Genomic DNA, 15490 nt, shown 5'->3' with positions numbered 1-15490 from the left:
GGTCGCGTTGGGCACGCTGCCGCGGTTCGAGGGGAAGGGCGCGCGATTCGTCGACAATCGTTGACACTGACCATCGCTGACAACTGCAAACGATGACCAGCCCCGCGGACTACGGCACGGCACAGGCATACCAGGTGCGCGCGGCCGCGCGCAGCGGTAAACTGGCAGGGCCCACGGCCGGCATGGCGCGCGGATTCGTGCAAGCCAACCTGGTCATCCTGCCACAGACCGCGGCCCGCGATTTCGCCGCGTTCTGTCGCCTGAACGATCGCCCCTGCCCACTCTTGGAAGAGACAGCGCCCGGGAATCCCGAGCCATTTCGGTCGGCGCCCGGCGCCGACCTGCGCAGTGATGTTCCTCGCTATCGAGTTTTCGATCATGGTGTGCCGCGCGCGGAAGAATCGGCCGACGTGCGTTCCTTGTGGCGCGCGGATTTCGTGGCGTTCTTGCTCGGTTGCTCCTTCACGTTTGAAACAGCGCTCGAGGCGGCCGGCTTGCCGGTCCGACACATTCACCAGAGGCGCAACGTGCCGATGTATCGCACCAGCATCGCCTGCCAGCCGGCGGGGCGTTTTGCCGGGCCGCTGGTGGTCAGCATGCGGCCTTACCGCATTGAGCAAATCGAGCAGGTGATCGAAGTGACGGGTCGTTACCCGGCTATGCACGGCGCACCCCTGCACGTCGGCGATCCCGCGGCGCTGGGCATCGCGGATTTGGCGCGACCTGATTTCGGCGATGCGGTAACGATCGAGGAGGGAGAGATCCCAGTTTTTTGGGCCTGCGGAGTGACGCCGCAGCTGGCCTTGGCTGCCGCCGCGCCAGAAATCGCCATCACACACAGCCCCGGCTGCATGTTTGTCACGGATTGGAAGGAGGAGGCGTTTTGCACAGTCTGAAAAGTGACTCGCGGATGACACCCTTGGACGTGGCCGCCTGCCGAAAGCAATTTCCGGCACTGGCGCGCGAGGTAGCTGGTCGACCGGCCATCTTTTTCGACGGGCCCGCCGGCAGCCAGGTGCCGCAGCGCGTGATCGACGCGATGGGCCAATACCTGGCAACGCACAATGCAAATCATGGCGGCCTGTTCGCCACCAGTCGCGAGAGCGACGCCATGCTGGGGACGGCGCACGAGGCCGCGGCCGATTTTGTCGGCAGCGCGGATCCGCAGCTAGTAGCCTTCGGCGCCAACATGACCACGCTGACGTTCGCGCTCAGCCGCGCGCTAGGGCGAACCTGGCAGCCGGGGGACGAAATCGTCGTCTCGCGGCTTGATCACGATGCCAACGTCACTCCCTGGATGATGGCCGCGCGCGACGCCGGCGCCACGATTCGTCATATCGAAATTCTCCCAGACGATTGCACTTTGGATATAGACGACCTGCGGGCCAAGCTGTCGCCGCGGACACGGCTGGTGGCCGTCGGCTGCGCTTCCAACGCCGTGGGCACGGTGAACCCCGTGGCCGAGATAACCGCTCTTGCGCATAAGGTGGGGGCGCTCGTCTTTCTCGACGCCGTCCATTACGCGCCGCACCGCCTGATCGACGTCGAGGCCTGGGATTGCGATTTCCTGGCCTGCTCGGCCTATAAATTCTTTGGCCCGCACGTGGGAATTCTGTGGGGGCGGCGTGAGCTGTTCGAGGGTCTGCCCGCTTATAAAGTGCGACCCGCATCCGACAACGTGCCGGATCGCTGGATGACCGGCACGCAGAATCACGAAGGGATCGCCGGCACGCTGGCCGCGATCGAATACCTGGCCGACCTGGGGCGGACGGCCGACCCGACGCGCGCGGCGCGGCGCACGGCCCTAGCCGCGGCATTCGCGACGATTGCCGCCTACGAGACCCAGTTGGCCGGACGGCTACTATCGGGATTGGCCGAGTTGCCGCGCTTCAAGCTATGGGGCATTCCCGGTACTGCACGATTGGACGAGCGTGTCCCCACGGTGGCCATCAAGCATGCCGAGTTGACGGCGCACGAAGTCGCCAGCCGCCTGGCCGCCGACGGTATCTTCGTGTGGCACGGCAACTTCTACGCGCTGCCGCTGACCGAGGCCCTGCGGCTTGAGCCGGAGGGGGTCGTGCGGATTGGCCTTTTGCACTACAACACCACGGAAGAGATCGATCGCCTGCTGACAGCCCTAGCCGAGATTGAATGACAAGGCGCCGGCCGGTAACAGCCGGACGTGTGATACCCAAAAGGCTGTTACTTCAAGCGCACAGCGTTCTTGGTTCACGTAAGGACCATGACGTCGCTTGAGGGGCGAGCCCCGGGGTCATCTGGGGGCAAGCCCAGGCGGGATTGTCGCGTCGCACACGGAAAGACAAAATACAACCGATGCCGATTCATCCGACAAAACTGACTCTGGCGGCCGACGGCACACTGCGGATCGAATGGAGCGATGACCTCACACGCAAGTACACGGTGCGCGAGCTGCGCGACGAGTGCCCCTGCGCCACCTGTCGCGAGAAACGGATGCTGCCCCCTCCGCCGCCGACGATGCTGACAGTGCTCTCGCCGGCCGAAACGAAGCCGCTCACACTCTTGTCGATGAAACCCGTGGGGCACTACGCGTATTCCATCACGTTTAGCGACGGCCACGACTCGGGCATTTTTACGTTCGACCTGCTGCACGAGCTGGGGCAGGAGGAATAAGGCGCGCTGGGGACCGCCGCGCGCCCGCAGCCAAATGAGGGACGAAGCCGCTCGTCTCGTGCAGATCATCGCCGTACGGACTGCTTGTTACTTCGGCGGCAGCAGGTTTTTGAGGACGTCAGGATCAACAGGCGCGGTTCCTTGGCCCTGCTGTGGCTCGGTCTTCTTCTTGAGCAACTGATCTCGGCCGATGTGAATCTTCTGGTAGGTGGCGTCCGAGATGACGAAGTACCAGTCGGCGAAACGATCGTTCAACTCTTGAACGCGTTTTTCGCCAGCTTCGACCTTTTTGTCGTATTCGTCCTGCTTGCGCTTGTTGTCTTCCTCAATGCGCTTGCGCTCGGCGGCCTTCGCGGCCTGAGCCTTTTCGGCGGCTTCGGCAACGGCGTCTGGATCGACCGGGGCATCCGGCTTCTTAGCCGCGGATGCATCTTCGGCCGGCTTGTCGGCCGCAGGCTCTGCGGCGGCGGGCTGGGCATCGGCTTTGGTCTCTCCGGCCTTGGACTCTTCGGTTTTCGATGGCTCGGCGGCCGGCGGCTGCGCGTCGTCGGCTAGCGCCAGCAGATTCTCGTCGCCCGGCTGCACCGACTTGCTAGAAGCAGAGTCTTTTTTGGGTTCTTCGACTGCCGGTGCTGCGTCGGCGGGCTTGGCCTCGGGCGTCTCGGCCGGTTTGTCGCCGGACTCTTCCGCGGCGTCGTCGAGCGGTTGCAGCTCGGGGGGCGGGATCAGGTCCTTGCGGAACTGCGCCGTGACCATGATGAAGCGATCGACCCCTTTTTCTTTGGTGGCGTCGTCCTTCTTATCAGCTCCCTTGTCAGCGGCCGCGTCCTTGTCGTCAGCCGCCTTGTCTCCCTCCTCTTTATCCTCGTCCGAATCGCTGCTGGTGCGGCCCGCGATTTCGCCAAACCGCAGCACGTACTCGACGCCGTCATTCAGACCGCATTTGACCTCGCCCTCGTTCGAGAACAACTCGGGGCCCTCTTGGGTCGGCACCAGGTAGAAACCGCGTTGTTGCAGACCCATGCGGGTGGCGCGATCGGCCATCAGCTCGGCCCCGGCACGCAGGTCCTTGCTGAGACCCGCCGGCTTGTGGCGCACGTCGACGATCTTCAGGTCGTCGAGGGCCGTTTTCAGGTCATTGAGCTTCTGCGTATCGAGTTCTTCGTCCTCGGGGACCGTCACTTCTTTCCATTCGCGCGTGGCCGGGTCGATCGTCTTCATGTCGACCAGCTTCCACTTCGAATCCTTGTTGTCGTAGTCGACCACGGCCATGCCGCGCTGCACGATCGCCTGGTTGAGCTCGTCGACGCTATGGTCGTCGATCACGACCTCTTTGATATCGAAGGCGTTGAGCTTCAGCAGGTCTTCTTCGATCCAGTTCTGGAACTTGGTCGACAACTTCTCGGTCTTGACGACGGCCTTGTAGACGCGGTCTTGTCCGGGAACGCGGACAAAGTGCAACTCGGGGCGATCGGGATCTTTCTTGCCGATGATGAACTGAGCCAGCTTGTTGCCGCTCTTGTCTTCCAGGGTCACCCGCTTGCCGATGCCCGAGGTGCCGGCTTCGAGCTTGTTGGCGTCGGGATCGACCACACCGTAGGTTTCGTGATCGGCCGGCGAGTCGGAGACCATCGACAGCTTCTCGAGGCCGATGACGCTGACGGCCGCCTGCTCCAGCTGGTTTTTGGCGTCGGCCGGATAGTTTTCGTGCGAGGGGATGGACCATACCCCGTCGATCTGCGTGACCTTGAACGGCCGCAGCATGCCGGAGTCATTGTCGTACTCGACAACTTCCATGGTCGTGGCGGCCAACGGATCTTTGAAGGCCGGGAAGAACTCCTGACCGATGTCGTCTTGTATCTCGACCGACACCGGGGAGGGCCGCAGCATCCAGGCCGCCAATAACAGGCCGGCGGCAACCCCGACGAACGACAGCGTCTTGGTGTTCTCGTTCATATGTCGCTTCTCCACATTCTCGGCAACTATGCTCATGGACTCGTGGCCGGTTGGCAGTAGTCAGTTGTTATGGGGCGGCTGGCGAATGATCGTTGCTGCGAGTTCGCCGGCCGGTATGGCATTGTTCGACAAAGTGAAACACAGCGCCAGCCGGCCTTTTACACTCGCAGCCGCGAGCGGGCCACGCCTTCGCGTTCTTTTGCCCGACGGCTGAAATAAACTCCCAGGCCGACCAACAAAGGCGGAATCGGCGGCAGGATCACGGCCCACAGCTTGTACTTGTCCTGCACCGCGCGCACTTGGGTGGCCAGGTCGGTATCGATTTTCTTGATCTCTTTGTCGCGCGTTTTGCGCATGTCGTTGGTTTTTCTCTCCAGTTCAGCCTGCCCGGCGGCCTGGGCCATGGCGATCTGCTGCAGCATCGACTTGGTATCGCCGCCGGCCTTCTTCAGCTCGTCGACCTTATCGCTGAGTTTTTGCTGCTCCTTGGCGATGGCTTGATCGAAGTCCTCGTTAAACTTCTTGCGCTTCTCGATGCTGGCATCGCGGGCCGAATCCATCTGATTCTCGATCTTCGTCAGCACGCGATGCTGCGGACGACGCTTGCGAATGTCGATGAAGCGATCGTCATGAGCCAACGCGTCCAACGTGTTGAGCACGAAGGTGACGTTATCGGCATTGAGATTGAACTCGCGATCGGGGTCCGAACCTTGGGCCCGGAGCTCGAAAAAGTCGCGGTACAAGGGATCGATGTCGGCGACCAGCACCACATTGATTTCGGGCGCCGTGTCGGCCGGCTTGTCCTTGCCTTCGGCGTCTTTGGCGGCGGGCTCGGCCGCACCGCTGGGGAGCTTGCCGTGAATGCGCGCGGCCACCGTGTACTCGTGCCCGGTACCGACCCAGCGGCGCTGGGGATTCAACCCGCCCCCGGAACCGAAGAACGCCGGCATGAGGATCTGGTCGTAGGCCACGATACCGGTTTTGGTGCCGGTTTTGATCAGTTCCTCGAAGGCCAACGGCGAAGCATTCAGCTTTTGCAGGTAGCCCGGGAAGACGAACAACAGCATTTGCAGGCCCGAGCTGATCGAGTCGTTTTGCTGAAACACTCGGGAAGCATCCAACCCGGTGTCGACGAAGACGAACTCCAGGGGAAATTCCAGGAACTTCTTGAAGGGGTTGTAATCCTGCCACACGATCTGGTTGGCCGAAAAGTCGACGCCCAGCAAATCCCACAACGGTTGGATGTTTCCCTTGGGCGTGGGACGTTGCTGCATGCCCATCATGCCCCCTTGCGGCTGCTTTTCGGCACTGGTGGCCGGCACTCCGTGGGCCAACAGCGGGAAGGGGTCCTCGAAGATGGCGGTCGGCTGTCCGCGACGCACCACGTCGATAAAGTTATTCATCTGCTCTTGCGACAGCGAGGATGGCTGCACGGCTAAGAGCACGTCGTACTGTTCGTTGATCGGTGCTTCGGCGCTGACCTGCACAACGTCGTACTGCTTTTTCAACTCTTCGATCAATGGCTCTTCGGGCGAGGGGCGAAACGTCTGCTGATCGAACCCGCCGAACATTTTGGCATCTGTGATCAACACGCCCAGCCGCTTGCGCTTTTGCTGGCTGACGGTGCAAATTGAGCGGGCCAACTCGTACTCGACTGGAATGCCGCGATTCACGAACGGAATGACCACTTTGTTCAAGCCCGACGTACAGGCCAGGCCCAGGTAGATTTCGTCCTCGGTAATGGCACCGCGCGAGCGGGAAAGTACCTTGCGTCCGCCGATGCCGTATTGCTGCTCGGCACGGTCGGCATTCTCGCTGAGGGGCTCTGTATCGTGAATCGCCAGAATGATCTTGCTGCGGTCGAGCGCCTCGAACTCGCGCAAGGCCGAGATCAAATTCAGTCGGGTCTCGACATACGATTCAGGCACGTTGGGGCTGATGTAGGCGTCGATGCGGACCGGATGCTTGGCGTCGAGTTCGCCGACCAGTTTGCGGGTTTGCGGCGAAAGGCTGCTGAGCTGCTCGCTGCTGATGTCCAAACGATGGTCAAATCGCTGACTGATCAGAACCAGTCCCATGGCGGCCAGCAAAAGCGATACGGCGCGCACCAGGTAGTGCGTGCCCAACGATGCGCCATCCTTGCCCCCCTGCCAATGGCGACGACTGATCAGCAGTATGCTGAGATACAACATGGCCGCCACGATCAGCAGGAAAAATGCCACGCTCGACAGGCTGATCACGCCCCGGCCGAAGTCACGGAACTGGCTTTCCAGGCTCCAACCCTTCACGGCCAGGGCCACCGGCGGCGGCAGGATCACGTCGGCCGAAGCGGCAAACGCCAAAGGAGCGTTGAACAAGGCCCCCAGCACGAACCCCACCGTCAGGTTGCCGGTCAGAAAGCTGGCCACCATGCCGATCGAGAGCATGGCCAGCCCCACGAACCAGTAGCCCGCATAGGTTGCGAAAAACAAGCCCACGTCGGGCGCGCCGAGCCAGCTGAGCACGACAAAGTTGCAGAACAAAGAGAACACCAGCGCCACGCTGAAAATCGCCACCGCGGCCAGGTACTTGCCAATCACCACGTCGAAGTCGTGGGCCGGAATCGTCAGCAGCAGCTCGTCGGTCCCCTGCCGCCGCTCGTCGGCCCAGATGCTCATCGTGATGGCGGGAATGAATACCAGCAGAATGTACGGCAGGTATTTGTTCAACTGGTCGAGATTCGCCAGGTTCGTGTTGAAGAACTCGTTCGGCCAGAACGCCGCGAACGAGCTCAGCAGCACGTACACGCAGATAAAGACGTAGCCCGTCGGGCTGGAAAAATAGCTGAAGAAGTTGCGTCGGAAAATCGCACTGATGACGTTAGCATTCATGGCATTGCCGGTAAAATAAAGAACTGTCAGGATCCTCTGCGGACCCGAACGATGCTAATCAAACGCAATTTGCTGTGAGCTGTTCGGCTGACGGCGTTCGCTCAGCAGGCGGCCGCCGCAGTGGCACTCATTCCGGGGCACTCATTCCGGCACTCTCTCCGTGAACTGGCTTCAGGCCTCGCTCGCGGTCAACTCATGGAAGTGCTCGTCGAGACTCTTACCGTCCCGGGTCAATTCCGACGGCGTGCCGTCGTACTTTAGCCGGCCTTCGTTGATAAACAACACGCGGCTGGCCATCGCGTCGACTTCCTGCAAGATGTGCGTCGACAGCAGGATCGTCTTGTTCTCTCCCAAGCGGCGAATCGTGTCGCGGACTTCACGGATCTGATTCGGATCGAGTCCGGCCGTGGGCTCGTCGAGAACCAGCACGTCGGGCTCATGCAGTAATACCTGGGCCATACCGACGCGCTGCCGATACCCCTTCGACAACTTGCCGATGGCTTTGCCGATCACGGCCCCTAGGGCACATTGATCGATGACGGCCTCGATCCTCTCGCGCTTGCGGCTGCCACCCATGCCCCGCGCATCGGCGAAGAATTCCAGCAACGTGCGGGGGGTCATATCGGGATAGAGCGGGCCGTTTTCGGGCAGATAGCCCAACCGTGCGGCGCCAGCCAGACGATCTGTGGCCATGTTATGGCCGGCGATCTTGGCCGTGCCCGCCGACGGAGCGAGGTAGCCGGTCAGGACCTTCATGGTGGTGCTTTTTCCGGCGCCGTTGGGGCCTAGAAAGGCCACCACTTCTCCCTGGCGAACCTGGAAGCTCACATCACGAATGGCCGCAAAATCGCCGTAGTACTTGGACAGGCCGATGGCCTCGATCATAGCCGGACCGGACTGTCCGTTCGCGGGCGATCCACTCATCGTCAAATTACTCCCTGACAAAGAGTACGGAAATATTCTGACCACCCGAAACTGGGGCGGCCCAAGGGCACGGTCCTCTACGGACAGCATACCCCCATCGCGAGGGTCGACTAGAAGTTACTGCCCCCCTCCCCCTGTGTCCATAGCTACGAGTCTAGCACGACGATGGTTCGCGGCGGCGGGGGACCGCCCTTTTCATGTCCCGAATTCGTACCTCGTCTGCCAACCGCCACGGCATCGGACGACTGTGCGGTTATTCGCGACGGAAGGAGATGTGACGGTGCCAGTGCTCGTTGTCGGTGAGGGGAAAATCCGTGCGCAAATGGACGCCGCGACTCTCTTCGCGAGCCAGCGCCGCCTGGGCCATCAGCCGCGCAACGCAGAGCATGTTTTGTAATTGCCAGCCCGAGGGGGACGAAAACTGCCGCTTGAGGACGTAGCCGCACCAGCGATCGATCATCTCGGCCGCTTCGGCCAGGCTAGCCCGGTCGCGGCGGACCCCCACGTCGCGCCACATAAGACTTTTCAACGAGTTGCGGATATCGGTCAGATCCAGCGGTTCGGCCAACTCGGGCACGGCGGCGTTGGCCAGCGGCAGAGCACGGAAGTCATCGGCAATGGCCTGAGCGGCCCGCGATGCACCCTCGCCCGCGTGCGCGCCGTATACCAGCCCTTCGAGCAAGCTGTTCGAGGCCAGCCGATTGGCACCGTGCAGACCGCTGGAGGTCACCTCGCCGGCGGCCCACAAGCCCGGCACCGTAGTGCGGCCCACCTCGTCGACCGTCACACCGCCAATCATATAGTGGGCACCCGGGCGGACCGGGATTTTGTCGCGCGTGATGTCGATCCCGAACTCGGCGCATACCGCCGCAATGCCTGGAAATCGCTTGCGTACCCGCTGCGGGTCCAAATGCGACAGGTCGAGATAGACATTGGGGTGCCGCGTGCGTTCCATCTGCGTCACGATGGCGCGGCTGACGACATCGCGCGGCGCTAATTCGGCGCGGTCGTCGTACTCGGGCATGAACCGCACGCCGTTACGGTCGACCAGCAAGGCTCCCTCGCCGCGCATGGCTTCGGTGATCAAATTGCGGCTGCTGCCGGCGATATAGAGCACCGTCGGATGGAATTGCATGAACTCCATATCACGCAGCTCGGCCCCCGCGCGATACGCCAGGGCATGGCCATCGCCGGTGGCGACTTCGGGATTCGTGGTCTCGCGATAGAGTTGCCCGGCGCCACCGGTACACAAGATCGTTTGCTTGGCCCACACCAGGGTCTTGCCGTGCGACTCATTCCAGACCAGCGCGCCACGACAGGTTCCGTCGCAGGTGAGCAGATCGAGCGTGCAGGTGTTTTGCCAGGTCTCCAGGTTCGGAAGGCTTTTCACGCGTTCGATAACGGCCCGCATCACCTCGCGTCCCGTGGCGTCTCCCAGGGCGTGGACGATACGAAAATGACTATGTCCCCCTTCGCGCCCCAGGGCCAGCGAGCCAGATTCTTCGTCGAACTTGGCGCCCCAGGTGATGAGCTCGCGAATCCGCGCGGGGGCTTCGCGGACGACCATCTCGACGACGTCGGCATCGCACAGATCGCCCCCAGCGCGCAACGTGTCGGCGACATGATTCTCGAAGCGATCTTCCGGATCCAAGACGCCGGCGATGCCCCCTTGGGCGTAACTGCTACTGGATTGCAGCAAACTGTCCTTGGTGATCACCAGCACGCTCTGGGTAGGATCGACTGCCAGCGCCGCGCGTAGTCCCGCCAATCCGCCGCCCACGATCAGCAAGTCCGTGAAATGATGCGGCACCCGCTTCGGATGAAACGGCACCAGGTAGCGCGGGGTAGGGTCGAGCATGGGATGTGGGACGATGAATGACGAAGGCAAAATGCTGAATGATTGGGTGCAGACGCGCTTGCGGTCGCCCTCGATCATTTGTCATTTCGCATTCATCATTTGTCCTTCCCTCCCTTGGCCGTGCCCGTGGTGTAGGCCCGGTATTGATCGGCGTATTCCGCCGGAGGCTCGCTACGGCGTGAGTCGCGCACCGACGGGGACCGACTCTCGTGCGTTTGGCCCCCTTTGAGGGTCGTACCGCGGGGACGCAAGCCGAGGCTTTCCATCTTTTCGTCGAGCTTCTTTTTCGTCTCGGCATCAGCGCCGGCGTATTGCTTCTTGAAGCGATCCCACTGATCGACGAATCGTTGCATGTCTTCGCGACTCCACTTCAGCTCGTCGAGCAGCTTCTGGTCAGGCTTGTCCTTGGCCAGTTGATCCTTGAGGTATTCGAGAGCCAGATCCGTGGCCTTTTTCGAGTACTCGAGGTTCGGATCGTCTTCGCCGCGCTCGGGGCGCGGTGGAGGGGGAGCCGAGAATTCGTCCGCTTCGGGGCCTGCCAAACCGCCGCCGCCGGTGGGCTTGCCCGGTCCAACTGCGTTCTTGTTTCGTTGCGTACCGCTGTCGCGCGCTGCTTGATTGGCTGGCTGCTGGCTGTCGCCGGCGTTCTCCTGCTGATCGCCGCTCTGCTGCTGACCGCCGGGGGGTGGCTGATCGCTGGGTTTCTTTTCACCTTCGGAAGCGCCGCCTGGCTTCCCCTCGCCGGAGCTTTGCTGAGCGCCCTTGCCGCGTTCGCCGCTCGACGCTCCCCCCTTCTCGCCTTCACCCTTCTGTTGGTTGCCGGCCTTGGTCGAGGTCTCGCCGTTGCCTTGCTGATCGGCCTTGCCGGCGCCCTCGTCGGCGGCCGTGTTCTGACCTGCTGATCCGGTACCGGGGCTGTTGGAGCGCTGTCCGCCTCCCTTGCCACCGCCGCCCGATTGGTCTCCCTTTTCCCCTTGCTTGCTATCGGATTGCTGTTCGCTTTGAGAGGGAGCGTCGGGCTCGGAGTCTCCCTTCTTTTCCGGCTCGTTCTGGCCGGGCGTCTTTTCGCGCGGACGATTCCCCTTCTGCGGTTCCGGCGAGCCGGACTTTTGATCACTCGGCTGCCCGGCGCCTGCGTCCCCTTGCGTATTATCCTTGTCGCTGCCGCCGGACTTTTCGCCCGATTGCTGCTGGTTGTTGGGCTTTTGCTTTTCTTGTTTGTCCTCAGGCCCGCGCGACTTGCCCCCCTGACCCTTTTCGGATTTCGTCGGTCCTTCGCCGGGTTGCTGCGGCTCAGGCTCTTGGTTTTGGGCCTGCGGCTTGTCGGGGGTGGGTTGATTGCCCTTGGCCTTGGTTTCGTCCGGCGCGCCGCTTTCGTCGGGCTGGCCCGCTTGATTCCGCTTGTTTGTTTGCGAAGTCTTTCCTTTTTGATCCTGCTTGCCGGCGGTTCCTTGTTGGCCGTCGGGATTCTTGTCGCGATCTAGGTTGCGATAGCCGTCGGGCTTGCCAGATTTGGCATCCCCCTGTTTCCCATCGCCATCTTTTTCGCCCCCCTCTTTGTTATTTCCATCGTTGGCCTTGTCGTCGGGCTTCGCCTTGCCACGGTTGTCGCCATTTGCAGACGGAGACTTATCGTCCTCGTTCTGCATCTCTCCCTGTTGCTGACCGGCAGTTCCTTTTTGCTTTCCGTTGGGCTGTTTTTGACCCTGTGGCTTGTCGCCGTCCTGATGGTCGGCGTCGGCGTCGGCCACGTCCTTGTTGGTTGCTTCTTGATCGTTCGCGCCCGGCTTGCCTTTTGACTTTTTGCCAACCGCTTTATCGCCTGCGCCTTTGTCGTCTTCTTCGTGCTGGTCTTTGCCGTTGTCTTTGTCGTCGGGCTGAGACTGTTGGTCGCCCCCTTGCTTTCCGGACGGGGACTTTTGGCCATTGGGCTGGCGAGCGTTTGGCGGTTGGTTTGGCGAACCGTCAGACTTGTCGTCGTTTGACGATTGCTCGTCGGCGTTGCCGGGCTGCTTTGCCCCGCCCTGCTGATTGCCGGATTGGTTGTTACCCGATTGATTCTTGCCGGCTAACGGCTTTTCGCCCTGCTGCTGGTCGTTGGACTGCTGATCGCCGGGTTGCTTCTGATCTGGCTTCCCCTGCCCTGCCCCGCCCCCTTTTTGTGGCTTGTTGCCCTGTTGCTGTTCGCCGGAACCTTGCTTGCCTTGGCCCCCGTCGGATTGATTGCTCTGCTGGCCATCTGACTGGCCCTGATCCCCCTGCCCTGGTTGCTGCTGCGGATTGTCCTGCGCGTTCTGACCCTGTTCAGGCTTGGTCTTCTTGTTCTGCTTCTGATCGCCTGACTGGCCGCTGCCACCGGGCTGGCTTCCCTGATCCTGGTCCCCCTTGCCCTGCTGCCCTTGATTCATCTGCTCCTGATTTCCCTGCGGCGTCTCTCCTTGCTGTTGCTTCTGATCTTCTTTTTGTTGCTGTTGCTGTTTCTGCTTCTGCTTCTGATCGCCTTCGTCCTGCTGTTGCTTTTGCTGTGGGTCAGCGTTGGGCTGCTGGTTCTTCTGCTGTGGATCGTTCTGCTGCTGCGGAGCCTGTTGGCTGTCGGCGTCGCGCGGCTGCTGCTCTTTCTTTTTCTCGGGACGCTGATCCTGTGGCTTGGGCTGATCCTGGTCCTGGGCGCCGGGCTTGGCGCGCGGCGCGTCTTGCTCGGGCTTGTCAGGCTGTTGCTTGTCTTGCTCCTCGTGGAAGCGCTTGAGGATCTTGTCGAGTGCCTTGCCCGGATCAGCATCAGGGTCGACCCGCTGATTCTCTTGTTCTTGCGGAGGATTCTTCTTTTCGGGTTGTTGCGGATCTTGGGCGGGCTTGTCGTTTTGCTTGGCGTCGGGCGCATTGTCGCGATCGTTTTTGTTCTCGCGATCGTTTTTGCCGTCCCGCGTGGGATCGCGATCCTGCTTGTTTCGCTGCGCGTCGTGTGGTTGCTCTTGCGCAGGTTTCTGATCGGCTTCGGGATTCTCACCCGTGCGGCGATTCTTCGGCTCGCCCCCCGCTTGATCCTTCTGTTTGCCGTTTCGCTCTTCCGGGTTCCGCGCCTCGTCTTTATCGGCCGGGTTGTCGCGCTTGTCACGCTTGTTGTCGTTGCCGTTTCGTTCCGGCGGCTGGCGATCTTCGGGGTTCTGCTGATCAGCGTGCTGCTGTCCCCCGTTCTTGCCCTCTTTTTGCTGCCCTGCCCCCTTTTGCGGCGCGGCGATGCGGATCAGGTAGCGATCGGTTTCGACCCGATGGGGGTCGGGCGATTTGTTATCGGCTGCCTCGGCCCAATACGTCACCGTGTCGCCGGCGGCCAGCTTGAGCGATTTGGCATCGAACAAATACTGACCTGAAAAGGGTCCGGACTGCGGCGCGGCCAACAGCGGACGTTCGAATAAGTGTTGCCCGTTACGCTCGGCGAAGAGCGTAACCGAGGCCAGCTTGAAATCAGGATCAACGGCCGAGACCACCATCGGCAAAACATCGCTCGCAGCCATCGACTGCTCATCGCCGTCGGCCACGTCGGGCTCTGTAAAGCTGATCCCGGGTGGGCTATCGGCGGTGACTTCGATCTTGTAGCGGATTGGCTTGGGGTTCTCTTCGCCGTCGGCATTGAGGAAGCGCAGTTGATAGCTGGCGTATTCCGGCTCGACCGAACCTTTTTTCAACTTGAGCGGGAAGGTGGCCGACGCCTCGCGATCTTTGACGAGCATCGCCATGTCGCGCGTGCCGTCGCATTCAAAGTCGATGAAAGCCGACTTGATCTGATCGTTGGCCGTGGCATTGATCGTGACCCGCGTCCCTTCAATCCCGGCGATGTCTCCTTGTCGTTCGATCGTGCGCTTCGATATCTCGGTATAGGCCGGATAATCGAAAACGACGCTGTCGACCACGATCGACGGCGTGGCCAGCATCTTGATTTGATAATGCTTGCTCTGGACGTCGCCGGCGGCGATCCAATACTCCAGATCTTGCTGCAGTCCACCCGCGTGCGGCGGCAGTTCGACCTTGTACATCAGCCCGTCGGCGATCATGGCCACGGGCTTGTCGACCACCTGGCCATCTTCGGTGGAATAGTGCAGCGTGGCTTCTTCGCCGGCACCGAGACCGCTGAGCTGCGCTTTGATCGTGACGAAGTGCTCGCGGAAGACCCTGGCATCGCCCGGCTCGATCGAGATGATCTCGACCCGCGTGGGAGCCGCAATATCGGCCCAGGGCGCTATCACGCGCTCGAACGAACGGAGCGGATCCTTGGGAGATGTAACCTTGTAAATCGCACAGACCGCCACGATGGCCGACAGCACCCATCCCAGCAGGACCAGCTTCGAGCGATCGACGGCGTGATCGATCGTGACTTGCGACAGGCTGGTGGCGGCCTGACGTTCGATCGCGGCCAGCACTGACGGAGAAACCTTTTCCCCGCGCTCACGGAGCAGTAAAAAATTGACCAGGCTGTTTTTCAGCGTCGGACGACTCTGCTCGATCGCATGAGCCGCGAAGACGGGATTGATGCGGCGGAACAACAGCGGCAACAGCGCGTAGCCGGCCCAGACCAGGGCGCCTGTGAGAAAAAAGACCCAGGCGATCGTGCGTCCGGTGTAGCCCATGCCGCCGGTAACCAGCCAGTGGTCTACCAGGGCCATCGTAAACAGATAGCCGAGTGTGCCGGCTACCAGGATCAAGATTCCACCCGTCAGATCGACCGCGCGGACCTGGCGACGGGTTTTGCGGAGTTGGCGTTCGATGTACTTGTCGTAGGTGACAAGTTGGATGCCGCTTTGCGACGTGAGGGATTCACGCGTTTCTGGCGTTCCGGATGCAGTTGCCATCAACACTCTCGTAGGTCAGGCACCCATCGGTGCATGACGCTCTATGTGCGACCCACCCCGATGTGATCCTGCAATCGGGCAGAGTTGCCCGACCGGGTTGCTGGGCCGAACTGCTGTTCCTTTTATCTCTACGAATTTCCGCTCTGACTCCGATGCAACAGACTCTGGCCGCGGAAGGTTCCACGACGACGCCCGCGCGCGGCCCAAGGCCGGCTCTAGTCATCTTACCATTATAGACGTAGGGCGCCGTCAAATGATTCCCGCGAATCGGCAGGTTCTGGGAAAGTGGGCCGCTAATTGCGGCTTCGTAAGCCTACGGATAAGCTGAACTTCGTACGCATCCCCCTCCCCCCTGCCCTGCCCCCGAGAATTGAGGACACCCG

At 61.5% G+C, this 15490-nt stretch carries 8 protein-coding genes; 3 read left to right on the top strand and 5 right to left on the bottom strand.

Features of this window, described 5'->3' with window-relative positions; genetic code table 11:
* The first annotated feature begins 92 nt into the window (after positions 1-92).
* The 3 genes from VGG64_03965 (at position 93) to VGG64_03955 (ending at position 2652) form a co-directional block, all read left to right on the top strand.
* Entirely contained in the window at positions 93-896 is an 804-nt protein-coding gene (locus VGG64_03965) for a putative hydro-lyase (GenBank protein ID HEY1598730.1), read from the top strand.
* Complete coding sequence (locus VGG64_03960) at positions 884-2155, top strand: cysteine desulfurase-like protein (protein HEY1598729.1); 1272 nt, start codon at positions 884-886, stop codon at positions 2153-2155. The genes VGG64_03965 and VGG64_03960 overlap by 13 nt, the downstream gene beginning before the upstream one ends.
* Positions 2156-2334: 179 nt before the next feature.
* Entirely contained in the window at positions 2335-2652 is a 318-nt protein-coding gene (locus VGG64_03955; protein HEY1598728.1) for a DUF971 domain-containing protein, read from the top strand.
* An 87-nt stretch (positions 2653-2739) separates the two neighbouring features.
* On the opposite strand, the gene VGG64_03950 is transcribed toward VGG64_03955, so the two are convergent.
* The 5 genes from VGG64_03950 to VGG64_03930 all read right to left on the bottom strand — a co-directional run bounded on the left by VGG64_03950 (position 2740) and on the right by VGG64_03930 (position 15107).
* The gene (locus tag VGG64_03950) at positions 2740-4608 is read right to left on the bottom strand and encodes a DUF4340 domain-containing protein (protein ID HEY1598727.1); all 1869 of its coding nucleotides are present in this window, start codon (positions 4606-4608) and stop codon (positions 2740-2742) included.
* 158 nt (positions 4609-4766) lie between these two features.
* Complete coding sequence (locus VGG64_03945) at positions 4767-7478, bottom strand: Gldg family protein (protein HEY1598726.1); 2712 nt, start codon at positions 7476-7478, stop codon at positions 4767-4769.
* Positions 7479-7649: 171 nt separating this feature from the next.
* Entirely contained in the window at positions 7650-8402 is a 753-nt protein-coding gene (locus tag VGG64_03940) for an ABC transporter ATP-binding protein (GenBank protein ID HEY1598725.1), read from the bottom strand.
* 253 nt (positions 8403-8655) lie between these two features.
* Positions 8656-10260: an L-aspartate oxidase gene (gene nadB, locus VGG64_03935; protein HEY1598724.1), complete on the bottom strand. Its 1605-nt coding sequence runs from the start codon at positions 10258-10260 to the stop codon at positions 8656-8658.
* Between the two features lie 95 nt (positions 10261-10355).
* A complete protein-coding gene (locus VGG64_03930; GenBank protein ID HEY1598723.1) occupies positions 10356-15107 on the bottom strand; it encodes a hypothetical protein in 4752 nt (1583 codons plus the stop codon).
* Positions 15108-15490 lie beyond the last annotated feature (383 nt).

Source organism: Pirellulales bacterium (assembly GCA_036490175.1).
Classification (GTDB): domain Bacteria; phylum Planctomycetota; class Planctomycetia; order Pirellulales; family JACPPG01; genus JACPPG01.
This window is presented reverse-complemented; position numbering and strand designations above follow the sequence as displayed.